This is a genomic window from Arthrobacter sp. 01N442, assembly GCF_056399345.1.
Map to the genome: position 1 here is coordinate 26,500 of NZ_JBFTRD010000007.1, position 25,557 is coordinate 52,056.

Genomic DNA, 25,557 nt, shown 5'->3' on the forward strand with positions numbered 1-25,557 from the left:
TATGGGGACAAATGAAGAAAATCGCTACAATGCTATTTGCCGCTGGGCTCACACTCACCGCCTGCGCTCCCAGCGGCCCGTCCGCTGCGGTCAGCACAGAAACAGTCAGCAGCTCCAGCACTGCCGAAGCCACTGAGTCGACCTCGCCGACGCCGACACCCACGCCGACGCCAAGTTTGAAAATCTACAAGCTGAATGAACCCGCGGATCACGACGGCCTCATCATCAAAGTCAAGCAGGCCAAGATATCCCGCACACTCCTGATGAACACTTCGCAGTACCGCCCCGAAACAGATATGGCGACGTTTGAGGAGGTTCCCGCCAAAGCTGGCGCTACGTACATGATTCTGACGACTCAAGTGACGAACAATACTAAGAAGGGTTTGGATCTGACGTGCGGCGGCCCCGTCCAGATCACCGTTTACAACGACCAGGAGCAGGAATACACCCCGGTTGAGGACCTCTACCAGATCAAGGGAAACCCCGAGTGTAATTCCCAGCTGGGCCCGGGTTTTTCGGCCCCGATGACCTGGGCCTTTCTCGTCCCGGCTGGTTCAAAGATGATTGCCGCCGGCTTCTACAACATCAATGACTTCAATGCCGTAAACAATGAACCTACATTTATCGCGTTGGATCCCAACTACAAGTAGGAAATCAACGCCAGTCAGCGACGCGCCAACCCGTCGCTGCATGAGGCTCAGCTTCATCCAGCGCGTCTGAGATACAAGGCGCGATGGGTCGCACCGCTCAAATAGTTATGGGCTTCCGATGTGTGGCCGGGCGTATCTGCCCGGCCACACTTCGTCGCGACGCCCTAGCCGCCAGCTATATGCACCATGTCGCCCCGCAGCTCAAGCCGGTTCGTGTCGACGCCATACTGCAAGCCCTCGTTCAGTCGCGCAGTAACGCCCGCGGTTCGCCGCTTTCCGCCAAAAAGTCGGATCGTTTCCCGATGCAGCTCGCTGACAGAAATTCCTCCGGAGAGCCGGACGACGTCGACCATCGCGTTGCGCAGCTCGACGACACTGATGTGTTCCGGTTTGCGATCGACATCCGGGCCGCTGGTCCGGTAATCGGTCCATGCCTCCGGATCTGTAGAGACGTCCCAGATGAAACCGTCACGGTCGCAGCAGTGAACCGATGAATCCAACGCGTCAAGAACTGAGTTGGCCCGATCGGAGTTCATTTTGTTCAGGTCAAAGGCCGCGCAGACGAGTTTGGCCAAACGCTCCTGATGAACAGGCCCTTCCGCTTCTACAACGGTGCGGATGGCGTCCCGCACGGCAAGTACCGACCGCCTAGAAGGCAGCGCATCCAGAACGTCTCTGCCGCCAAAGCGACGAACAGTCCAAGGCTTGTACTCGGGATGTTTATGCTCGACGACAGCTGCCGCAGAGCCGGATCCGCCGCCCGCGGAAGCCAAGAGCGGAGCAGGCACGCCAGCAGGGGAAGTAGCGACCGCCGGGGGAAGCGGGCTGTTCAAAGCGGCTCCCGGGGTTGAAGCAGCCGGCTCAGCCTTCGGACCTTCCACTCCCACGGAGCGAACCGGTTCGACTTCGCCGGCCGAAATCCCCGAACCTGCGTCAACGAACGCCTTCTCCAGCTTGTCCAGCACCGCCTCTCGGTCGCTGATCCAAGCCGGCAGCCATACGCGCTGGACCGAAGGCCAGCGCATCATCCGTGTGAGAACATCCCCCGGCAGCCCATCCCGGTCCCCGGCCGTTCGCCGTGCGGCCCAGGCCGGACTGTCTAGGAGGATGGCCATGGAGGGTCTGTCCGGGGCATCGAGGGATGCCAAGCTGATGTCCACTTTGAAGTCGGACAAGCCGACGTCGGTGGCAACGGCATACCCACGGTCCCGGAGCGCATCGGCGATTTCCTCACGGTGAAGGTCGACCGTCATGGTGCGGCGGCCGTCGTAGGGCAGGGCGCCGGTTCCTTGCTCCGCAACATCCAGATAAGAGCGCAGGTGCTTGATCCCGACGGAGCTTGTCTCCTCAGCCCGCAGCTCGGAGGGGCTGAAGCTGGAGAACACGATGACCTGCCGCCGCGCACGGGTCACGGCCACGTTGAGCCGCCTTTCGCCTCCTGCCCTGTTCAAGGGGCCAAAGTTCAGCGGCAGGTAGCCCTTGTCGTTCTTGCTGAAGCCTGTCGAAAAGAGGATGACGTCCCGCTCGTCACCCTGGACATTTTCAAGGTTCTTCACAAAGAGACCCTCGGGGTCTTCGTCGAGCGCCTTGATAATGCGCGGGTCGTCAGTGTCGCGGAGCAGGCTCTCGATCAAGGCCCGCTGTTGCAGGTTGAACGTCACCACTCCCACGGACGGCGAATCATCCCCTGCCTCGAACCGCCGTCGCACTTCCGCCACGACGGCGGCCGCCTCGATGGGGTTGGTCCGCAGCACCTTCGAAGTTCCCGACCGGTAGAACTGGCCGTCGACTCGCACGTAATTTACGCCGTAACCGCGCACCCCGGGGTCCGGGGCTCCGTGCGAGGGGCCCGGGAAGGACGAGAGCTTGCTCTCGTAGTACTGCTGGTTGCTGAACGCGATGAGCGATTCATCCTGGCTGCGGTAGTGCCAGGAGAGCCACTGCCGCGGCACGCGCGCCTCAACGCATTCGGACAGGATGGACTCCATGTCCTCGACCGCGGTGACTTCGTTCTCCGCCTCGTCAAGGGAATCGTTGGACGATTCCGCGAACGACGTCGGGGGCATCTGCTTGCTGTCGCCCACGACCACCACCGAGGCGCCGCGTCCCATGGCACCGACAGCGTCTGCCACGCGGATCTGCGATGCCTCGTCGAACACCACAATGTCGAAGACGCCGGCTCGTGCCGGAAAGAATCGCGCCACAGAATCCGGGCTGACGAGCGTGCAGGGCATGATCTGGGTGATGAGGTCGGCATAGTTTTCCATCAGCTTGCGGACGGTGAGGCCGCCGCGCTGCCTGGTCAGCTGCCGCTGCAGCTCCCCCATCCGTCCGGAGGTCGACGACGTCGAGACCCGCCGTGAATTCACGACGCCGGCGGCAAGGTTGCGTTTGAGCAGCTCGCGTACCAGCATTGCCCTGGTGGTGAACCGCTCGATGGTTCGTTCGTGGGCCTGCGCGTCAAAATCCTGCAGTCCAGTTGCCAGGCCGCGTTCCTCCAGGGAGCTCTCCGCCAGTCCCCGCTCGAAAGCTGTGGCGGCGTCATCCGCGTCGAGTTCGCCGTCCAGAATTGCGTTGCGCACGCCCGGCAGGCCCACGGAGCGCAGCGGCTCCACATGGTGCAGCAGTTCCAGCCACCGCTCCAAGGCGCGGGACCCTGCGGCGTCGAGACTGCGTGCGGCGCGTGTGCTGCACCAGGCGTCCAGGAAACCCTTGTTCCCGGTCCAGCGCGCGAGTTCGGCTCGGTCGACGGCCGGGACGTCCGTCAAGGCTTCCCACGCTGATGCGAGCTCGTACAGCCAGGCAACGACGTTCTCGTGGACGGGCTGGCCGCCGTCGAGGAAGGTGCGCAGAGCCGTTTGGAAGGGCACTCTTCCGTCGCCGGCGTTGGGCTGGACAGCCTGCGCCGCCCACCGCAACCACCCGAGCCGACGCTCCAGCGCTTGCTGGCCGGCCTCGGTCAATGGATTCCAGCCACGGGGGACGGCCACACCGGGAACCGACCGCGCTTCGCTCTGGAGTCCGCGGATCTCGCGTTGCGCGGCGACCAGACTCTGCATCAGCGGCACGAGTTCCTTGGGCCGGACGCTGGCTCCCGCGTGCACCACGGAGTCAAGCTCCGCCACTACTGCCAGCAACCGCTTCTTGCGCCCGAAGAAGCCGCTGGCCGCCGCCTGTTCCGCGCGGCCCAGGATCTCTTCGAGCGGTAGTTCCATGGCTTCGGGGCCCACCTTGTCCAGGCCCGGGTGGTTCACCGCCGCGAACGCCGCCACCAACTGCTCCAGGTGCTGGGCGCCGGCGGACCACTGACCGGACCTGACGACGTCGAGGGTTTCCACCGGGACACTGCGATCCTCAAGGAGCGCAGCAAGCGTGCGAACGTCGTCGGGGGATGCGGCGGACACGACGACGTCAGGCAGCCCGTCAACGGATCCGGCGACGTCCAGAGCCTCGTCAACTCGGCGTCCCACCTCGGTAAGTTGAGTCATGACGTCGGGGCCGGCGGCGAATGCGACGAACCGCCACGGGTGATCAGCTGCTGGGCGGGCACGGTCGGTGTACTCGGGCAGCCCGCGCAAGAGGGCCCGCACGGGCTCAAGGACCGCAGCATTTGCCGAAGAGGCGAAATCCGCGCCCAGCGGGAGTCCGGGGATATCCGGATCGAACGTCAAGGCTTTGGTCCGGGCACTGTAAAGGGAAAGCTGGGCGCCGTTTTCCTCGTGCAGACGGCTGGCATAGCGAACCAGACCGCGGCGCGCGGACGCGAGGTCGGTGGACGCGGTGTCCAGCTGCTGGGCATCGGAATCCACACGCAGCTCCAACGCGTGCTTGATTTGGGCCCGGACGGCCGCCGGTTTACTGCCCTTGTCGTGCAGGTCCAAGGAGAAGGGACCCATGCCCACCTCCTGGAGGCGCTTTTGCACAACGTCCAGAGCGGCGCGCTTTTCGGCGACGAACAGGACCCGCTTACCCTCGACGATCGCTCGGGTGAGCAGATTCGTGATGGTCTGGGACTTGCCCGTGCCGGGAGGACCTTCCAGCACGAAGGTCTGGCCAGCAACCGCCGAGGCGACGGCCTGCAGCTGCGACGAGTCGGCCGGGATGGGACACAGCGCAGACAGAGCATCGAGATCCGACTCCTCTGCAACATCCACGTGATCGTTGAAGAGTTCTGTAGGGCTGCTGATGAGATGGTCCACCAGTCGGTTCTTGGCGAACTGCTCCCAGCTCTCGTCCAGGTCCTTCCAGAGCCGGAATTTGGCGAACTGCAGCATGGACAGGTCCACGGTGTTCTCCACCCGGAACGCGAGTCCCTTGGCCGATACGGCTTCCCTGACGGCGTTGAACGCGGCGTCCAAGTCGATGCCGGATCCATCTTCCGTGGGTTCGGCCAGACCGGGAATCCGAAGGCCATGGGTCTGGGCTAGCTTCTCAAGCAGACAGTAATTCGGCGTTGACTGCCCGGCTTCATCCAACGTGACCCGGTACAGGCCGTTCTTTCCAGCAGAAGTCAGGTTGACCGGGACGAGCACGAGCGGCGAACGCAGGGCTCGGCCATCCAGGTCCCAAAGCAAGCTCCCGAGGGCCAGGTACAGGTTATTGGCGCCGGTTTCTTCGGTCTGGGTCTTGGCTTTGTAGGCCAGGCCCCGCATTTTGGAGTTGTAGGCCTCCTCGGTGACCTCGGCGAAGACAGCCTTTTTAGAGCTGAGGAGGCTAATCAGTTCGTCCTGCGGAAGGTCCCGGCCGAAACGGATGCCGCGTTCCTGGTGGACGGCGCTGATCTGGTTGGACGGAAGCAGGCTGATGGGGGTGCCGTTGTTGACGAGATCTTCGAACGGGCCAATCCACGTGCTGGGAACGGCTAACGGGAAACGTGCCGTGTCGGTGAAGTTGATCAGCCGGTTTCTGAGGCTGAGGTCCAGCAACGCGTTCTTCCACTGGGTGACGCGCGGCGGTACATCTGACGCGGTCCCCGGACGCGGCGCTAACTTGCCTGCCTTCTCTGGAAAGAGGGGGGCAACTTTGGCCTGCGGGACGTAGTTGGTGACGACCAGCTCCCCGGAGGAAGCGGTAGTCCGTGCGGGTAAAGGGTAGATGCCATCCAGCCGGGCACGGCGGACGTCCGTGACGGCTTGAATTTCGTCGTGCCCCGTTTCGATGTACTTAGCTTCCGGGCTGCTTCGGAGCATAGCCGGGGTGAGGGGCTGGCTGCCTGTCAGCAGAGTGGTCTCGACAAGGCCGATATAGCCGCGCTGGACCAGGCTGACAAGTTCGGGGACGTCGTCGGAAGCTGCCGTTGAAAGCCCTGTGTCTTCCCGCCAATACCCAAGAAAGGCGTGCCCGTTGACGACCCACAGGAGCGGTGCGATGCCGCAGAACTCGAGCGCGGCTGCCATCGCGACCGTGGTGTCAAGGCAGGTTCCTAGAGGGTCTTCCAGAACTTGCGCCGGTGTCCGAACCTGCTGGCCCTGCAGACCCCAGCTGGCCGGCGGCATGCTGTAGCGGATGTCGCGGTTGCTCGCTGCCTGGGCCAACGCGAAGACTATTTCATCCACCCGCTCGGCACCGTCCGTGTAACCGTCCAGACTGCTGCTGCCGGTGGTTTTCTCCAAGAGGTCCGCCGCCTCGGAGACCAACTTGGCGATAGCAGGGTGATGAGGCTGAACAAACGCGGCCAAGAATTCGTAGGAGACAAGACCTCTGCCGGCGATCCAGAGCTGGGCCGGGAGGAGCTGCAGGCGCGCCTCGGTCTTGCCGAGGTCCGAGGCCGCGATGCCATCCGCGCCGGACTCGATCGTGACAACCACTCGGCCAAGCTGCTTATCGGAGAGGTCATACATCGTGGCGGCGGAGACGTGCACGTCGACATCGTCCAGGACGATAGTCTGCCCGGGTCCGAGGTCCACGTACTGCTGGAAGTCCTCTGAAATCCTGTTCGTGTCTGCAAACACCTCCACGCGGACCACAGCACCGCGAATCTCCGCCCCCGGGTTGGTGATCTTGATTTGCCGTACAAACTTGAAGCCGTTGTGCACCATGGCATAGCTGAGCGACTCCGCGGCCGTGACCTCGATTCCCACGGCATGCTGTTTCAACGGGGTCCCTGACGCCTCGAGCGGCTCCGTCTGTCTTATTGCTTCTGTCCCGACGGGGGCCTCCGGCGCTTGGCCCCCGCCTTCTGCACTGTCGCGCAACTTGTATTCGGCGAGCAGAACCTTAAGCGCTTGCGCGGCGCCTTCTAGCTCCAGATGCTTGGCGAGCCGGCTGGCAGTATCAATCGCGCGGTAGGTGTCAGCGTCATCGAAAGTCTCGTTGTGGGCCCAAAGGTTTCGGGTCTGGCGAAGCTCGGAGGTGTAGCTTCGGCCGTCGTGGGTGAGGTTGAAGGGGTAGCCAAGGGATCCCAACGACTCCGTCATGACCCGGAGCTGCACGCTCAGATCCGTGGGCGAGTACGTCGTCGGCGCTCTCCCGGCGCTGGCATCCTTGTGCTCCAGAAGCTTCGGCCATGAAATGCCCGCCGCAATGCCTTCCAGGACTGAAGCAATGTGTGAACCAAGACTGGCTGCCAAGGTATCCAGAGCACGGCCAACGTACTCGCGGTTGGAAAGCCCCATTGTGTTCCCCCATCTGCGGCATGCAGGCCGCGACCATCAACTCAGCTCAGAGTAATGCCCGACCCAGTAACTCCCAACCCGGACGTCTCGGTCGACAACTATTCCTGAACGCCAAACGACGAGGCCGACAATTTCGAGCTACGCTACGAACGACGTCCCGGCAATGACTTCGGTGGTTGGGACAGGAAGTGCGAATCTTGGCTTGCGCGAATACGACCAGTTTTGGGGAGATAATGAGAGCGATCACGGAATCTGGACTTGCCATCGACCTCAATGAAGATGGCACGTGGGTACCAGCAAAGCTTGGAGGAGTGCCTACCCAAGAAGGCTTCAGAAAAGCCTCTTGGGGTGCCTCGCCCACAGAAGTCAAAGCTTTGGAGGGCGCCGAGCCCCAAGTGGAACAGGATGATTACCTCCATTTTGAGGTGAGGCTGGGGAGCTTCGCGTGCGTCGCCGCCTACATTTTCATCGGAAATCAACTTGTACGCGGGAAATATCTGGTTCTCGAGGAGTACCAGAATCAGACAAAGTACCTCACCGTATACGAGGAGCTCAAAGACTCAGTGAGCAAGAAATACGGTTCTCCAATCACGGACGAGACGTATTGGCTGAATGAGAACTACAAGGACGATTATTCGGAGTGGGGAATGGCCGTTGGATGTGGACACCTCAGCAAGTTTGCGAGCTGGGAAACTCCGGGATCAAAAATTAACGTTGGTCTCTTCGGTGAGAACTTCGACGTGCATGTGTCTGTTGAGTATGCAGGGAAGATCTTTGACGGCATCGAAGATGCCGTCAAAGAGGCCAAGCTTCTCGACGATCTCTGACCCGCGGAAGCTCGAGCATCTGATCCAGAGCCATACTGCTTGAACCCTGGACCCCAGCGTCAGCCCCGTCAAATGCACACGAGAACGAGTCAACTAACTCTTTCGGGATCCATATCTCCGTGGGCGCCGCCGTTCTTGCAGGGAAACATGGTCTTATCGGTCCCCTTCTCTCGCGGTTGGATCTTGATACCAACCAAGCGAGAAGGACGGGCAGTGGAACCGCCGTCCTTCTTGCGCAACCGACTGCCCGGCGCCCCCTGGCGTGAGTTGAGTGCCGACAAAGCCTGACGACGACCTACTCTTTACCCTCTAAGCGGGCTCCGACTCACGGTCTTCAGCACTTCGAGCCAAAATGTCTTCCCTCCCCCATACAATGCATATCAAGTACGTGCGTGATCGATGAACGCTGCACGGCAATGGGGTCGCCGCGATCGGCAAGACATCAAGTAGCTCCCCACTGCCCGCAGCAAGGAAAGTGGGAGCAGTGGCCGGCAACAACAACGCCAACCTGGTGTGGAGCATCGCGAATATTCTGCGGGGCACCTACAAACCGGCACAGTACGGCTCGGTGATCCTCCCGTTCACGATCCTCCGCCGCCTGGATTGCGTCCTGGAAAATACCAAGGCCGCCGTCCTTCAGGAGGCAGAGGCGAAGAAGAACCTGAACATCCCGCTGGACACCTTCCTCCAAAAGGCCTCCGGCCACAGCTTCTTCAACGCCTCCCAGTTCAACTTCGCGAAGCTCCTCGATGACCCCACCAACATCAAGGCGAATATTCTCAACTACGTCCAGGGCTTCTCCGAGAACACCAGGGACATCTTCGAGCGCTTCGAGTTCTATAAGACGCTCGAGAAGCTGGACAGCTCAGACCTGCTCTACCACGTCACCAAAGACTTCGCCGCGATCGATCTTCACCCGGAGACCATCAGCAACATCGAGATGGGCCTCATGTTCGAGGAACTCATCCGCCGCTTCGCCGAAGCCTCCAACGAGACCGCCGGCGAGCACTTCACCCCGCGCGAGGTCATCCAGCTCATGGTCCAGCTCCTGCTGAACTACGACGACGACGTCCTCACCAAAGAGGGCATCGTCAGGTCCATCTACGACCCCACCGCCGGCACCGGCGGCATGCTCACCGTCGCCCAGGAGCACCTCCACGCACTCAACCCGAGCGCCTCCCTCGTCGCCTACGGGCAGGAAATCAACGACGAGTCCTACGCCATCTGCAAGTCCGACCTCCTGATCAAGGGTCAGGACATCTCCAAGATCTCCGTCGGCGACACCCTGGCGAACGACCAGAACATCGGCCAGCAGTTCGACTTCATGCTCTCCAACCCGCCCTTCGGCGTGGAATGGAAGAAGATCCAGCCGCAGATCCAGAAGGAACACGAACTCCACGGCTTCGACGGCCGCTTCGGCCCGGGCCTGCCCCGCGTCAGCGACGGCTCGCTGCTCTTCCTGCTGCACCTGGTCCGCAAGATGCGCCCGGCGCACGACGGCGGTTCCCGCATCGGCATCGTCCTCAACGGCTCGCCGCTGTTCACCGGCGGCGCCGGCTCGGGCGAGTCCGAGATCCGCAAGTACCTGATCGAGAACGACCTCGTTGAAGCCATCATCGCGCTGCCCACGGACATGTTCTACAACACCGGCATCGCCACATACATCTGGATCCTCTCCAACAGCAAGAAGCAGAAACACCCGGATCGGGTCGGCAAGATCCAGCTGATCAACGGCGTCGACTTCTTTCAGAAGATGCGCAAGAGCCTTGGCTCCAAGCGCAAGGAACTCGCGTCCAAGGACATCACCAAGATCGTCCAGCTCTACGGCGCATTTGAGGACGACGGCAAGACCTCCAAGATCTTCAACAACCAGGACTTCGGCTACTCCACCATCACCGTGGAGCGCCCGCTCAAGATGAACTTCGCCTGCACGCCCGAGCGGATCGACACCGTTCTGGCGCAAAAACCGGTCGAGAAACTCTCCGACGACGACCGGCAGCTTATCGAGAAAACGCTCACCCGGCTCGGCGAAGACGCATCAAAACTCTGGAAGAACCGCAACGCATTCCTCAAGGTCCTCAAGCCTGCCCTCACCGGGGCCGGCCTCAAGCTCGGCGCCCCGGTCCTGAAATCCGTCCTCGCAGGACTCTCCGAACGCGACGAAACCGCCGACGTCTGCAAAGGCCCCAAGGGAACACCCGAGGCAGATACCGACCTCCGCGACACAGAGAACGTCCCGCTCGGCGAAGACATCAAGGCCTACTTCGAGCGGGAGGTCCTCCCCCACGTCGCCGACGCCTGGATCGACACGTCCAAGACCAAGATCGGCTACGAGATCCCCTTCACCAGGCACTTCTACAAGTACGTCGCTCCCAGGTCGCTTGACGAGATCGACGCAGACCTGAATAGGCTAATCGCCGAGATCACGACGCTGCTTTCCGAGGTCGAGAAGTGACTTACCGGCGGCACGGCTCTTATCTACCCGTTGAGTCAGCTTGGCTGCAGGAGGTTCCAACCAGCTGGAGGTATTCTCCTCTGTGGCCCTATTTCCATGTCATTGAAGACCGAGCCGGCAACGGTGCTGAAACCCTGGAATTGCTATCTGTATCGCAGACTCTGGGTGTTCTGCCGCGGTCGGCTATCAGCGATAAGGAACCGCGAGCCGACGACCTGAGCAACTACAGGCACTGCCGCGCCGGCGATGTCGTCATCAACCGAATGAGCGCCTATCAAGGGGCTGTTGGAGTGAGCCCTCAGGAAGGCATCGTCAGTCCAGATTACCTTGTCCTTCGATGCTCCGACCTGCTTCGTCCTGGCTTCCTTGTGCACTTGCTGAAGTCCTCCGGCATAATCGGCGAGATCGTCCTTCGTCTCCGCGGCATCGGCACCCCAGGGGCCGGCACGGTCCGTACACCGCGAATTGGCGCCTCGGAACTTGGCCGCATATCGATTCCGCTGCCCTCAGTCGCGGAACAGGACGCAATTCTTACTGCGCTCGGCTGCGAAACCGCCCAAATCGACGGCCTGATCGGCAAACAGGAGCGGCTCATCGAGCTGCTTGTCGAGAAGCGCCAGGCCGTCATCACTCACGCCGTCACCAAAGGCCTCGACCCCACTGCCCCCACCAAGCCCTCCGGCATCCCTTTGCTCGGTGACGTACCAGCCCACTGGACGGTTGGCCCCGCTAAGCGGTTCTTTCGCTCGCTAGACAACCAGCGCATTCCACTTAGCACGGTGGAACGCGCTGATATGCAAGGCGATTATCCGTACTACGGCGCCTCGGGGATTATCGATTACGTGGATGACTTTATCTACGATCGGCCGCTAGTTCTTGTGTCCGAGGACGGCGCCAACCTCTTGGCTAGATCTTCAGCCATTGCATTTGTGGCTACAGGCAGATATTGGGTCAACAATCACGCCCACATCCTCCAACCCATCACCGATTCGGTGGAGTTTTGGGCTGCCCGAATCGAATGTGAGGACTTGACTCCAGTCGTAACGGGTTCTGCCCAACCTAAGTTGACCATCGAAGCGCTTATGAATCTGCAGATTGCTGCTCCAGAGGACCCCGAAGAGACTCGACGAATTCAAGAGTTTATAGTCCAGCGATCTTCATCACTCGACGCGCTTCTTGACAAAGCAAAAACCGTAGTCCGTGTACTTAGGGAGCGCCGCTCAGCCCTGATCTCCGCTGCCGTCACCGGAAAAATTGACGTTCGAGAAGGAGCAGCATAGTTATGGCGTTGCCTCAGTGGCATGGATTCATCGACCCCGTGCTCAGAGAAATGACGGACGGGAAAACCCGACGCAATGCCGATATTCGGGAAGCGGTGGCGAAGCGTACTCACCTCACTCAGGAGGACATGAGCGAGATCATGTCCTCCGGCGAGGCTCGGTGGTCGAACCGCATCAATTGGGCAGTCTTTGACTCGATGAAGGCTGGGCTGCTTGTTAGAGAAGCTCGCGGTCAGTACAGGATCAGCGAGGAGGGCCTGCGACGTGTTTCGGCCCCCTTGCCGGTCACCTATCAGACGCTGATGGAGTACGAGTCCTACCGCCAATACAACAAGAAGTCGAGTCCGCCCAAAGTTGGACTCGTAGCTGGTTCAGAAGTAGCCGTAACGCCCGCGTCGTCCGTTGCGGATTCTGATCCCTCTGAGTCACTGGAAGCGTCGGCGGACCAGCTCAACCAAGTTGTCATCGACGAGATCTACCGCAATCTGCTCGAGCTCTCTCCCGACGCTTTCGAACGCCTCATTCCGTTTGTCGTGAGGGCACTGGGCTACGGAACGGACCGCGAAGACAACCTTAAGCCCACTCAGCGGTCGGGTGACAAGGGCATAGACGGAATCGTTTGGCAGGATGCGCTGGGCTTCGACCGGGTCTACCTCCAGGCCAAGCGCTACTCCGAGGGCAACAACGTCGGAGCGCCCGAGGTCCAGGCCTTCAGCGGAGCTCTGGGCCAATTCCGCGCCACCAAGGGCATATTTATCACCACCTCGACGTTCACGACCGGGGCGCGGGCTGTCGCCCGCGACACTGCGCATTACACGCTGATTCTTATTGACGGGCAGCGGCTGGCGTCGCTCATGTTCGAGTACGGCGTCGGTGTCCAGATCGACCGCACTGTGGTCGTGAAAAAGCTGGACCAGGACTTTTTCGACAGTTTCTAGGGGGAACCATATGGCGCAGCACAATGAAGTGACGTTCGAGGAAGAGATCTGCCAAGCCCTCGCGGCCGAGGGCTGGATCTATGAACCTGACCGCAAGGCGAGCGAGCTCTACGACGCAACCCGGGCCCTTATCCCGGAGGATGTCTTCGCGTGGCTCGCTGACACCCAGCCCGAAGAGCTGGCGAAGGTCCTGAAGCCCACGGATTCCCCCGCCGAGCAGGTGGTCGCCAATAGGCTCCTGCTGGACCGCCTCTGCAAGGTCCTGGACAAGCCGGCGGCCAAGGAAGCCGGCATGCTCTCGGTCCTCCGCACGGGGTTCAAGGACGTCGCGGCGAAGTTTGAGATGTGCCAGTTCAAACCGGCCATGGGCCTGAACCCGGAAACGCTTGAGCGTTACGGCAAAGTGCGACTGCGCGTGATCCGGCAGGTGCACTACTCCACGGTCGACACCATGAAGAGCATCGACTTGGTCCTGTTCGTCAACGGCCTGCCGGTCGCGACCATCGAGCTCAAGACCGACTTTACGCAGAACGTCAATGACGCCGTCGAGCAGTACCGCAAGGACCGGCTGCCCCGCAACGGCAAGAACAAGGACGAGCCGCTGCTGTCCTTCGGCCGCCGCGCCCTGGTGCACTTCGCGGTCAGCAACGACGAAATCCAGATGACGACCGAGCTCAAGGGCAAGGACACTTACTTCCTTCCCTTCAACCTCGGCGACAACGGCCACGCCGGAAACCCGGTCAACCCCAAGGGATCGGCCACCAGCTACCTCTGGGAACAGGTCCTGCAGCGCGACTCATGGCTGAACATCATCGGCAAGTTCCTGCACCTGCAGATCAGCGACAAGACCAACCCCGTCACCGGCGAGCGTGAGGTCCGCAAGTCGTTGCTGTTCCCGCGCTACCACCAGTGGGACGTGGTCAACCAGCTCATCGAGACCGCCCGCGAAGAGGGCCCAGGCCACCGCTACCTGGTGCAGCACTCCGCCGGGTCGGGCAAGACTAACTCGATTGCCTGGACCGCTCACCAGCTCAGCTCCCTGCACGACGCCGGCAACGAGAAGATCTTCGACTCCGTGATCGTGGTGACCGACCGGACCGTGCTGGACGCCCAGCTGCAGGACGCGATCTACCAGATCGAGCACAAGTCCGGCGTCGTCGTTCCCATCCGCGGCAACGCCGGCTCCAAGTCCGCCGAACTCACCACTGCGCTGGCGGCACGGACGCCGATCATCATCGTCACCATCCAAACCTTCCCTTTCGCACTGAAGGCCATCGCCGAATCCCAGGCGCTGAAGGGCCGGAACTTCGCGATCATCGCGGACGAGGCGCACTCCTCCCAGACCGGGTCCACCGCGAACAAGCTGAAGAAGGTGCTCTCCGCGGAGGAACTGGCGGACGTCAACGACGGCGGCGAGTTCGACGTCGAAAGCTATCTGGCGGCCGAAATGGCCGAGCGTGCCGATGCCAAGAACATCAGCTACTTCGCCTTCACCGCCACGCCCAAGGCCAAGACCCTGGAGCTGTTCGGCCGCAAGGGTCTGGACGGGCTGCCGCAGCCGTTCCACCTGTACTCCATGCAGCAGGCCATCGAGGAGCGCTTCATCCTTGACGTGCTGCAGAATTACACCAGCTACAAGGTGGCCTACCGGCTCACGCACGAGGGCCGGGACTACGACTCGGACGATGCCCAGGTGGACAAGTCCGAGGCTCTGAAGTCGCTGATGAACTGGGTGAAGCTGCACCCGTACAACATCAGCCAGAAGGTCCAGGTGATCGTGGAGCACTTCCGCGCCAACGTGGCCTGGCGCCTCGACGGCAAGGCCAAAGCCATGGTGGTCACCGGCTCCCGCAAGGAAGCTGTGCGGTACAAGCTCGCGATCGACAAGTACATCCACGACGCCGGCTACTCCGGCTTGGGCACCATGGTCGCCTTCTCCGGCGAAGTGAACGACGACGAGTCCGGCCCAGAGGCGTTCACGGAGCTCAACATGAACCCCGGGCTCAAGGGCCGCACGCTGCCGGAGGCGTTCTCCACGGACGAGTACAAGATCATGCTGGTGGCCAACAAGTTCCAGACGGGCTTCGACCAGCCGCTGCTCGTCGCGATGTACGTGGACAAGAAGCTCTCCGGCGTCTCCGCCGTACAGACGCTCTCCCGCCTGAACCGCACCGCCGTCGGCAAGGATCAGACGTTCGTGCTGGACTTCGTCAACGACCCGGCCGAGATCCTCGCCTCCTTCCAGCCGTACTTCCGCGAGGCCGCGCTCGAAGGCGTCTCCGATCCCAACGTCGTGCATGACCTTCAGGCCAAGCTCGACGCCGCCCAGATCTACCTCGAGTCCGAGGTAGACGGGCTGGTGAAGTCTTACGTCCTGGAGGCCGGCAACAACGCGCTCTCCGGCTGGGTGGCCCCGGCCAAGTCCCGCTTCAACACCCGGTACAACGCCGCCGCGGCTGAGGGCGACAAGGCCGCCCAGGACGAGCTGGACCTGTTCCGGAAGGACCTCGGATCGTTTGTCCGCGCCTACGACTTCCTCTCCCAGATCGTCGACTTCGCCGACACCGATCTGGAGAAGCGCTCGATCTACTACAAGCACCTCCTGCCGGTTCTCCGCGTCAACGACGCGAAAGTGGCCCTGGATCTCTCCGGAGTAGTGCTGGCCAAGTACGCGCTCAAGGACAAGGGCCACGCCCAGCTGCAGCTTTCGGGCGATGATGCGCTGCTGAAGCCGTTGACGGATCCGGGAACCGGCCAAGCCAAGGATCCGGTCCTGGCCACGTGGGAAGAGATCATCCAGCAGGCCAACCTGCCGTTCGAAGGCGAGGAACTGGACGCGGTGGCGCACTTTGTGGAGGGCGTGCGTCGCGAGCTTGTGAAGAACGAGACGCTGCAGAAGCAGGCAAAGAACAACACACGTAGCCATTTCAATGCGAGTCCAGAACTCCATGGTGCGGTGAGCACAGCTGTCATTAACTCGATGGAAAGCCACCGCAACCTCAGCATCCAAGCATTGGGCGACAAAACAAAGATGCAGGCTCTGCTCAAGATGCTGAGCGAGCTGGTTTATGAGGACATGCAGTCATGAGCGGGTGGGAATGGGTGGAGATCGGCGCCCAACTCGCGACGATGGTAACCGCATTGGCAGTCTTCCTCGCTCTGCTGCAATTGACCCAGGGCCGCACGGCGAAGCATCGAGACTTCGAAAACCTCTATGTTCAGCGCTATTGGAACCTGATGGATCGTTTCGAGGGTAATCCCTGGACGGCCTCTTCCATCGACGACCTCGTGGACAGCGACAGGTCTCGTGTCTCGGCCTATCTTCAACTCTGCGAGGATGAACTAGATCTGCGACGGAACGGCTTCATCTCCACGAAAACTTGGGGTATATGGGTAGACGGCATGAAGAGTCAGTGCGCCCGCCCGGCCTACAAAGAAGCTCTAAACGCCATGGAACAGGGCGAGCTGCCTGCGCTGCGGGACTTCATCGACAACGGAAACGAGGATCCGTTGTCGATGAACTGGTTCCGGAAATGGTGGACTGGCATTGGAAATGAAGGTCGGAAGCAAGCAGCAAGGCGGCCGGTGGCCGCCGCGCAAGAATACGACGCTGCACGGTCATAGGTTCGCCGACGTTGCACTGACCGAAGAATCAACCATAATCCCTCCCGTCGGCCGGCCGATAGAAGCGAGCTCCTCACCAACATGACCTCCCTCATCTCCTGGCTCGACGCGTCCACCGAGGAAAACTCGAAGATGCGCGAGCTCGTGAAGCTCTTCGGCACGCCGGAAACCACCGATGACCTCGGCATGGGCCAGCTCCGCGACGCCATCAGCAACAGTCTGTTTCCGGGCACTTCCGTGCTGCATTTGGGCGCGCGCTACATGCTCCTCGTCCCGTGGGCCTACCAAACCGCCCACCGCAGCACCCGAAACCCGGATGACCTGCGGAAACGGTCCGAGGAATCAGAGCGGCAGCTGATCGGCCGGCTCAAAGAAATCGGCGAGGAAAGCTACATCGGCCGCGACGCAGGCCGGAACGTCCAGCTGCTGCCATCCGCCGCCTACTGGACCGCTCTGCGCACCTACGGCATCGTCAGCCAGGACACCGACCGCTCCGCTGTCGCCCAGCTCATGTGCGCCGACGCCCCCGCCCCTGAAGACGGCGAAAACAGCTACTCGGTCTGGAACCAGACCCTCCCCAAACCGCCGGCCGGCTTCCCGCAGGCCGAAGATCGCGGACTGAAGCTGTCCCACAACGAAGCCCGCTGGCTGCAGGAACGCATCCTGACCACCTGTCCCGGCACCATGCTGGCCCACGTCGTCGGATCCGAGGTCAGTCCTACCCCGGGACTTTGGGCACCATGGCTTGACCCGGCGTGCCGCGGCGCGGAAGGCGAGCCCGCGCGGTGGCTCACGGACGCAGAGGCGTTCTCCTTCATCCACAACGGCGCCACCATCCTCTACCAGCACCTGCTCGCGGAACTCTCGGCAAAGGTCTTCTCCGCCGGCGCGGATACCCTGAAGCCCACACACGAGCTCCTCGCAGCGTGGGAAGACCAGCGGGACAGTAAACGCGAGCTCCTCAGCGAATGGGACGTCGACGGTTTCATCGCCCGCGCCACGGCACTGAACCGCGGCATCAACAGCAACACCGCCGGCTTTGCCCGGCAGATGGCCGAGACAGCCACAAGCCCCGGAAAACTGATCGACAACCAGGACTTCCGTGCCGCCGTCGAAACCCGGGAGAAGCTCATGAAGAAGTCCAACTCGCGGTTCCGCAATGAACGCCGGCTCCGCGCTTGGCAGCCGCCGGCCCGGGTGGGCGCTCTGACCTTCCGCTGGACGCAGGTCCGCCGGAACGTCCTGGACATCCGCGCAGGACTCGCACTGGAAGGGCAGTCGAATGCTTGAGGCAGCAAACAGGCAGGCACTCGCCCAGCAACTGCGCCCGCCGGCAGGATTCCGGCTCTCCCACGCCGTGGGCACCACCTTCACCCTGGACATGACCAGCGCCCTTTCGGTGCCGCTGAGCTTCGTCGCGGGCTCCGGAGAAGAATTCACCAGCCCGGTGGCGGTGCTCAGCGCCCTGCGCAAAGTCTCCGACCGCGTAGACATCTTCTGCCAAGCCGGCCACATCAAGGCACCCTCGGACGCCTCGGACCTGCTCGCACTGCTGGAGCCGATGGTCCACCAGGTCAGCGTCCGGCGCGGTCTCTTCCACCCGAAGATCTGGCTCCTTGAATTCGAGAACGACACCGAGCGCCGCTACCGCTTCCTGTGCAGCAGTCGCAACCTCACCACCGACGCCAGCTGGGACCTCCTAGTCCGACTGGACGGCGAACCCGTTCAGGACACCGAGGATGCCGGGCCGGACAGCGGGCCCCTGGCACGCTTCATCGCCGGGCTCCCCGACCTCTGCACCGTGACGCCCGACGCCGGGAGGCTCGCCAGGGTACGCGGGCTCGCGTCCCGCCTGGGGGACGTCCGCTGGGATCTGCCCGAGGATATCCACCGTTTGGCATTCCGGCCGATGGGCATGGGCGAAGACTTCGAACAGGGCTCAATCGTGGCGCACCTCCGCGACCCGGAAGACTTCAAAGCACTCAACGGCAAAACCGGGACCGGAGCCCACTTTGGCCGAGAGAAGCTGGTCATCTCGCCCTTCCTCGACGACACGATGCTCGGCCGGCTGCGGGACCCGTGGACAGATAACCTCTACGTCTACTCACGCGGGGACCAGCTGGATCTCCTCAACGAGTCAACCGTGGGTGATTCGGCAACGTCGTTCAGGGCTTTCGACGAACTCGGCATCCCCGAATCGTCAGCGTCAGGCCAGAGCGATGTAGACGAGTCCGGCCTCCAGCGCGTTGCCGACGATCTCACCGGCCTGCACGCCAAGGCCTACTTCTGCGACTTTGACCACCATACTTACGCGCTTCTTGGCTCCGCCAACGCCACCGAGGCGGGCTTCACCAGGAACGTGGAGTTCCTGCTGGAAATGCGGGGAACCAAGAAGCGATTAGGCGTGCAGCGCATCCTGGAAAGCCTAAAGGACGTCCCGTTCGAGGTGTACTCAGGCACGGGCGGCTCAGCCCGCTCCGAAGAAGACGTGGCGGCCTTCCGGCTGGAGAACGCCCTGCGGGACGCCGCCGCGCAGCGGTTCCTCCTCGACGCCGTCCCCGAGGGCGACGCCACGAACAACTTCGCCGTGACCGTCTCGCATGACTGGTCGCCGAAGCCCGAGTTCACCGCGACGCTGCGGCTCCTCTCTCTCCCCCAGCCGAGCGCCGTCGTCGAACCTCCCGGCGGTCAGCACGCACACGTTTTCCACGCCATACCGCTGGCTGACGTGACGCCGTACCTGGTTCTCACGCTGGGGGACCCGGCGGCCGGGCTGTCCAAGAGCACGGTGATTCAGGGCAGTCTGCTCACCGATCCTGCGGGACGGCTGGATGAGATCGTCGCCCGCCAGCTGGACGATCCCCAGAAGCTTCGGCAGTTCCTGCTGTTGTTCCTTACCCCGGAAGATGCCCTGCCGGGGTCGGGGACTGGCACGGGATGGTTCGCCGGTTCAGGGTTCGGCGACGGATCCACCGCCGGGCTCTTCGAAGCGATGGTTGGCGCCATGGCAGGTCCGGACGCCGGCTCGGTCTTCCCGGATCTGAAGGTCGTCATGGACCGGCTGCTCGCCCTTCGCGGCGATGACCCGGAGATTCAACAGCTGCACGCGCTCTGGACGGCAGTCACCGAAGCATTGGAAATTGGGGAACTTCATGGGGTTTGATGCAAAGCCCGCGCTGGACGGACTGCGAGGCTTTCAGCGCCGCACAGTGGAACACGTCTTCAAGCGCCTCTACCTGGACGACCAGCCGGCGGACCGCTTCCTCGTCGCGGACGAGACCGGGCTAGGCAAGAGCATGGTGGCCCGTGGCGTCATTGCCAAGGCCATCGAACTGCTCGACCGGCCCGACTCCGGGGTGAACCGCATCGACGTCGTCTACGTCTGCTCCAACGCTGACCTGGCCAAGCAGAACCTCAGCCGGCTGAACGTCACCGGGCAGAAGGACATCATCGAGTCCGGCCGGCTCACACTGCTGCCCACCGAACTGGCCAAGCTCAACGCTCCGGCCGCGAAGGGAACACGCAAGCGCGTCAACTTCATCTCGCTGACCCCTGGAACGTCCTTCAACGTCGGCGGCGCCACCGGTCGGGCCAAGGAACGGGCGGTGCTCTTCCGCATCATCACGCAGCTTGGCGTCATCGGCGAAGAAGAGCACGACGACGCCGTGGAGCTCCTGCGCGCGGGCTCGGGCACGCAGAACTTCGGCCGTCTGGTCCAGTACATGCACGAGCAGTTCCCCGACGGTTTCTCGGTCCCCGTGCGGAACCGCTTCCGCACCCTGGCGCACCAAAGCGGCAACCTCCCGGCGTTCCGCAAAGCCCTGCGCGAGGCGACGCGTGACGGGGCCGAGACCGTCCGGCCGCGCATGAGCTCCATCATCGGCGGACTCCGAGGAGACCTGGCCCAGGCCGGGCTCGATTGCCTGGAACCCGACCTGATCATCCTGGATGAGTTCCAGCGCTTCCGCGATCTGCTCTACTCCCCCGGCACCGCGCCCGACGACGAGGATTCCGCGGCAGAGCTGGCCCGGCAGTTCCTGAACTACAAGGACGCCAAACTGATCCTGCTCTCGGCCACGCCGTACAAGGCGCACACCGGAGCGAACGAGGAAGACGGCGACGACCACGCCGCGGACTTCCGGCAGCTGCTGCGTTTCCTGAGCAGCGAACGGCCGGGCTACATGGAAGGACTTGAATCCGACCTCGACGGCCGGCGGACCCAGCTGCTAAAGCAGGTCCCGGACGATGCCCTGACGCACCGCATCGAGGACGGCCTGAAGCTCTTCATGAGCCGCACGGAGCGGCCCCAGCTGGGCAAAGACGACATGCTGTCCGTGATCGAGATGGCACCGACGGACGTCCGGGCCGGGGACCTCACCAGCTACAAATCCCTCTCTGCCTTGTTCCGGGCTGCGCGCACCGGCAACCCGATGGAGTACTGGAAATCCGTGCCGATGTTCGCGCACTTCCTCACCGACTACAAGGTTGGCAGGATGCTGGACGGCAGGATCCACTGCGACCGCGAAGCCGTGGACCCGGTACTGCCGGCCCTCACCACCATCAATCCGGAGGCCTATCGCAGCTACGGTGCCGTGGAGACCGACAACGCCAAATTCCGGGCCGTGCGCGAACACACCGTCGGCCAGGGCTGGTGGAAGCTGCTGTGGATGCCGCCGTCGCTCCCGTACATGCCCCCCTCCGGCGCGTTCGCGGAGGTGGGTCCGGCCGTCACCAAGCAGCTGGTCTTCTCGGCGTGGAACGCCGCCCCGACGGCGATCACCACGATGCTCTCCTACGAGGCCGAACGGCAAATCCTCGAGGGATCGCCGCTGCATGGTGAAAACACGGCCGAGGCGCGCAAGCGCTTCCGCGGCAGACTTAGGTTCCGCGTCCGCGACGGCGAACCCCAGGCCATGTCCACGCTGGCGTTGTTCATTCCTCACGCGGCCCTGGCACTGTCAGGTGACCCACTGGAGAGTGCCTCCATGAGCGGTTCCCTCGTGTCCGGAGACGCGGTGCGGGCTGCTGCGGCAGCGGCCTCCAAGGCCATGCTTGGCGGTGCCGTCGTTGATCCGGCCAGTCGCCTCGGTGCATGGGCGTCCTATTTCTCGGTGCCCGGCGCTCTGCCGGGAGAGTGGAACGACGACGCGCAGCTGGCGGCGCGTGAGCTGCGGGAGCTGGACGAACTCACCCAGCGCCAAGGCAAAGCCTCGGACGATGGGGACACCGAGCAGGAAGGTGGCTCGGAGGCTGGACTCTACTTGGCGCACGTTGACCGGATGCTCGAGGCCGTGGGCGGCGAGCCGGCGGGCTGGGAGGACGGTATTGAAGACCTGGCCGTCAACTCCCCCGCCAACTGCCTCTACCGCGCCCTGAAGCGTGTGGTTCCGGACGACTTTGACGGCGCCGAGCTGTGGAAGGCCGCCGTGTTAGCGGCGACTGGCCTGCGCACGCTGTTCAACCGGCTCGATGCCACCGAGCTGCTGGACAAGCTCTACCCCGAAGGTGACTACTGGCAGAAGGTCCTGCGCTACTGCGAAGCCGGAAACCTCCAGGCTGTGCTGGACGAGTACGTCTTCCAGCTTCGCAGCCAGCAGGCTCCCGGGGAGGTCACGGCAGAACAGCTATGGTCACTGGCCGATGACATCCGGCGCTCGTTGTCCCTTAAACCGGCGCAGATGCTCGCAAAATATCCGGACGGTTCGCACGAGGATCTCCGCATGGGCAGCCGCTTCGCCGTGCGCTACAGCAACGCGAAGACGGACGACGGCGACAGCAACCGTATGCCCGACGTCCGCCGGGCCTTCAACAGCCCCTTCTGGCCGTTTGTTCTTGGGTCCACATCGGTGGGCCAGGAGGGCATCGACTTCCACTGGTGGGCCCACTCCGTTATCCACTGGAACGTGCCAGGAAACCCTGTTGATTTCGAACAGCGCGAGGGGCGGGTGCACCGGTACCTGGGGCACGCGGTGCGGAAAAATGTTGCGTGCAGGCACGGTCGGGACGTCTTGAAGCCGGACGTCACTGATCCGTGGCAGTCCCTTTTCAGGGTGGCTGCAGACTCGGTCGCCGCACTGACAGAGAACGAATCTAATGAGTTCGCTCCGCACTGGATCTACCGGGGAAAGCACAAGATCGAGCGGCGACTGCTCGATCACCCCCTCAGCCGCGACGTGCCCAGAACGAAGCACATGCTTGCGGGGCTCGCGAAGTACCGGCTCACGCTGGGCCAGGCCCGGCAGGATGACTTGCTGGGACTGATCAAGGAAGGGACTGAGATCAAGCCGCTGAATTTGCGACCTTAGTTCGACGCGGAAGTTTAGTTAGCCACGTTGCGTCCCAAACTGCGCCAATCGGAGATGTGAGAAGGTTACATTTGGGCGGGAAACCCCCAAAACACCACTGAGTAACTTCAGAATGCCAGAGAATTCGGAGCCATTCTTGATCAATCCAGATGCGTCACTACCGGAGGATATCTATCGCCGGCTACCCAGCCGGGCAAAAGTTCTCAGCCATGCGGTGTCGGTGGATACCGCTCGCTGGAAGAAAGAGCTTTCGGTTAGGGGTCTCCCCGGACCTACCGGCAAATTGAACGGATCCGGCATCGTGCCGCTGAGCCGTGCCGACGTTTTTTCCGTCGCTGATCAAGAGCCTTCCCCCGAATCAGCTCTTCAGCTGCTCTGGTACTCCCTAGCTTGGGGCTTGGGCACCCGCGCACCTCGACTTCACGCCCGACTAAACGGCATTGCCGAGGACGAGCGGAAGGCCGCAAATCTCCTCATGGAAGCTTGGGGATTGGCGCGTAACGAGGCAGACGCAGAGAAGGGATACTCCGTTCTCACCACTGACAAGGGAAGGGGGCGCATCAAGTGGTTGGGCCCCGCGTTCTCCACCAAATTCCTTTACTTCGCGCAGGGCTCCACCAAGGCGCCAAGCTACCTAATTCTTGACGCGGTGGTCGCGAGGAATCTCCGCGCGACCGCTTGGCCGAGTGCCCCATCGACGGCTTGGTGGCCAAGTACGTACGGCGCGTACTGCTTACTCATGAAGAACTGGGCGGAAGAGGCACAAGTCCGGTCTGGAAATGAAACAACTTCAGACCAAATCGAACTGGCAGTATTCAAGGGCTGAACCCGCAGCGACCTGTCGCGTTGCGCCAACGAGGCAACCTGCTCGTGCAGCGGATCACTCCGAGGCGGCGAGGTCAGCGAATTGAAACGACGTGATCAAGGTGGCGACCGCGCCCGATAATGACTGGTCTAAGATGTCGGCGCCACCGGATATCCTTTTTGCCGGTAACAGAATTTTCGCATTTGGGGGACGAATGAGCGGACTCGACGAAGAGCAGCAGGCTGCGCTGCTGAAGTTCAAGCAAGACGTACTCGGGGTGCCGACCGAAGAACGGGTGGCGCCGCCGACGACACTAGCCACGCCGCCTGCGCAATCCCGTCAAGTGCGCATAGCGCAGCCGAAAGCTGCTCCCGTCAAGTTCCGTCCCACGGCTCCCCGACCATCAGTGCTCTTCAGCGACGTCGTCAGTGAGACAGGGCTGCCCTCGAGAGTACTCATTGAAGAGTCGCGCCGTTCAGGGATCCGACTGCATGCATCCCCTGGGCGCACGCGACTATATGCCGAAGAAGCCGAGCACCTCCGGCGTTTTGCGGCGCTAAGGGCGGCAAAACCGCTACTGACCGCCAGCACATACGTGCCCGACCCCGAGGGTCGTATATCCCTAGAGGACTACGACCGGTTGGAACCGCGATTCGCGGCAAAATTGCTCGTGTGGGGTTACCTACCCGTGCGGAAGGAGCTTAAATCGTTTCCGAACCGGTCCTGGGCCGGGGTAGTCCGACACCACCGGCGACTCGAAGTCCTTAGAAATCAGAGGGAGCGGGAGGCCGCCACCTTGCGGCGATTGAATGGCAATTCTCCCGGTTCGCTCTCTAGCTCCGAACCTCTGCCGACGACTAGTCCGACTGTCGAGACGAAGCCGACGAAAGGGCCGGCGACTGCGGTATCCAGCCCCGTGGCAATAGAAATCAAACGGCAACTCGACGCCCGCCGGCACCGGCGAGAAATAGATCCCGAATCCAAGCTTGAGCCTGCCGGCGTCAAGGTCTCTGCACCACTCCCGGATCCGGTACCCACGTCCGTCGGCCCCGGAAACCCCGCTTTGGAAGAACTGCACCTGACCCTTAGCGCCTTCGCCCCGAAGGATCACCCCGTCTTCTTCGACAGCCTGCTCGCCGCCTTGGAGTTGGACGAGCGTAACGCCAAAAAATTGTCCGCTGAACCGGACTCTCGAAAGATCACGGACCGAGCCCTCCGCAATCTGATTCGTCTGGTCTGCAACGGAAAGTTCGGCCTATTCGCTTACCACGAGGTCAGCAACACACTCCGGTCCGCGGCTCGGAAGAACAGACTGATCACTTCGACGGTTGTGGTGAAGAATGCCCTCGCAAATTTGCAGCCAATGTACACCGGTGTACTGACAGACGCCGGCAAGAGTCGATTCGTCTTCTGGCATGTGGAGCAGAACGGGACCCAGCTCGCCGTTGTCACGTTCGGAGCTTTGTCGGATTGGGTCCGGGGAATGGAGCGCGGTCAATACGTGCCCCTGCGCGGCCGGCTGATCACGGTGTCACGCCACGTGAAACTGACGGAGATGGACCGCGAGGACGCCCAGTTCATGGCCGAGGCCGCCCTCAAACTGCGGAAGGGCATCCACATACGCCGGAGCGCACCACTGCTCGCTGAACCTCGAGGACGGGACTACCTAGACGGTCGTACCTCCTCACCACGGCGCACCCTCACTTACAAACCTCACAGCGATTGGCTGATTCCTGTAGTCATCGAGAACGGCTTTGCCACAGCCGGTCTCCAGGAGGGATTCTTCTCCAATCACGGGGGCAGAAGCGCCCACGAAGTCCGCGAGTTCTACCGGCGGGCACCAGGCACCTCGTGGACCGCCCCGAAGACAGTGCAGGTAAGTGCCCACACGCGCGGCGGCTACGAGGTTGGTGACATCGGGTTCATGCCTACAGTCACCATATTGAGGGACAAGACTGCGACCGAGCTGAGCCGCTCCTGACAACCCAACGTAGCTGTCAACGAGACGGGCATCACGGCATCTTGGGGTGGCGCTGGGAGCGTCTTGCGACAGAATGTC

The 25,557-nt window shown here is 62.3% G+C and carries 13 protein-coding genes; 12 read left to right on the forward strand and 1 reads right to left on the reverse strand.

Annotated elements, in window-relative coordinates; genetic code table 11:
* Positions 1 to 11 precede the first annotated feature (11 nt).
* Positions 12 to 650, forward strand: coding sequence for a hypothetical protein (locus AC1DNC_RS14535; protein WP_476863237.1), 639 nt, complete (start codon positions 12 to 14; stop codon positions 648 to 650).
* Positions 651 to 814: 164 nt separating this feature from the next.
* Here the strand turns inward: AC1DNC_RS14535 and AC1DNC_RS14540 are convergent, their stop codons facing one another.
* A complete protein-coding gene (locus AC1DNC_RS14540; protein WP_476863238.1) occupies positions 815 to 7,264 on the reverse strand; it encodes a DUF3320 domain-containing protein in 6,450 nt (2,149 codons plus the stop codon).
* 233 nt (positions 7,265 to 7,497) lie between these two features.
* Between AC1DNC_RS14540 and AC1DNC_RS14545 the strand changes: the two genes are divergently transcribed.
* From AC1DNC_RS14545 to AC1DNC_RS14595, 11 genes are all read left to right on the forward strand, one after another.
* Positions 7,498 to 8,091: a hypothetical protein gene (locus AC1DNC_RS14545; RefSeq protein WP_476863239.1), complete on the forward strand. Its 594-nt coding sequence runs from the start codon at positions 7,498 to 7,500 to the stop codon at positions 8,089 to 8,091.
* Positions 8,092 to 8,575: 484 nt separating this feature from the next.
* Positions 8,576 to 10,546: a type I restriction-modification system subunit M gene (locus AC1DNC_RS14550; protein ID WP_476863240.1), complete on the forward strand. Its 1,971-nt coding sequence runs from the start codon at positions 8,576 to 8,578 to the stop codon at positions 10,544 to 10,546.
* Positions 10,543 to 11,826, forward strand: coding sequence for a restriction endonuclease subunit S (locus AC1DNC_RS14555; RefSeq protein WP_476863241.1), 1,284 nt, complete (start codon positions 10,543 to 10,545; stop codon positions 11,824 to 11,826). The genes AC1DNC_RS14550 and AC1DNC_RS14555 overlap by 4 nt, the downstream gene beginning before the upstream one ends.
* Positions 11,827 to 11,828: 2 nt before the next feature.
* A complete protein-coding gene (locus AC1DNC_RS14560) occupies positions 11,829 to 12,764 on the forward strand; it encodes a restriction endonuclease (RefSeq protein ID WP_476863242.1) in 936 nt (311 codons plus the stop codon).
* 10 nt (positions 12,765 to 12,774) lie between these two features.
* The gene (locus AC1DNC_RS14565; RefSeq protein ID WP_476863243.1) at positions 12,775 to 15,852 is read left to right on the forward strand and encodes a type I restriction endonuclease subunit R; all 3,078 of its coding nucleotides are present in this window, start codon (positions 12,775 to 12,777) and stop codon (positions 15,850 to 15,852) included.
* Positions 15,849 to 16,388 carry a hypothetical protein gene (locus AC1DNC_RS14570; RefSeq protein ID WP_476863244.1) on the forward strand — a complete coding sequence of 180 codons (540 nt, stop codon included), beginning with the start codon at positions 15,849 to 15,851 and terminating at the stop codon, positions 16,386 to 16,388. Before AC1DNC_RS14565 ends, AC1DNC_RS14570 begins: the two co-directional genes overlap by 4 nt.
* Before the next feature lie 81 nt (positions 16,389 to 16,469).
* The gene (locus AC1DNC_RS14575; RefSeq protein ID WP_476863245.1) at positions 16,470 to 17,678 is read left to right on the forward strand and encodes a DUF6361 family protein; all 1,209 of its coding nucleotides are present in this window, start codon (positions 16,470 to 16,472) and stop codon (positions 17,676 to 17,678) included.
* Entirely contained in the window at positions 17,671 to 19,551 is a 1,881-nt protein-coding gene (locus AC1DNC_RS14580) for a phospholipase D family protein (protein ID WP_476863246.1), read from the forward strand. The genes AC1DNC_RS14575 and AC1DNC_RS14580 overlap by 8 nt, the downstream gene beginning before the upstream one ends.
* A complete protein-coding gene (locus tag AC1DNC_RS14585; RefSeq protein ID WP_476863247.1) occupies positions 19,541 to 22,693 on the forward strand; it encodes a DEAD/DEAH box helicase in 3,153 nt (1,050 codons plus the stop codon). Before AC1DNC_RS14580 ends, AC1DNC_RS14585 begins: the two co-directional genes overlap by 11 nt.
* A gap of 136 nt (positions 22,694 to 22,829) precedes the next feature.
* Positions 22,830 to 23,519 (forward strand): 8-oxoguanine DNA glycosylase OGG fold protein, encoded by a 690-nt coding sequence (locus tag AC1DNC_RS14590; protein WP_476863248.1) that lies wholly within the window; start codon positions 22,830 to 22,832, stop codon positions 23,517 to 23,519.
* Positions 23,520 to 23,712: 193 nt separating this feature from the next.
* Positions 23,713 to 25,479: a hypothetical protein gene (locus AC1DNC_RS14595; RefSeq protein ID WP_476863249.1), complete on the forward strand. Its 1,767-nt coding sequence runs from the start codon at positions 23,713 to 23,715 to the stop codon at positions 25,477 to 25,479.
* Positions 25,480 to 25,557: the final 78 nt, after the last annotated feature.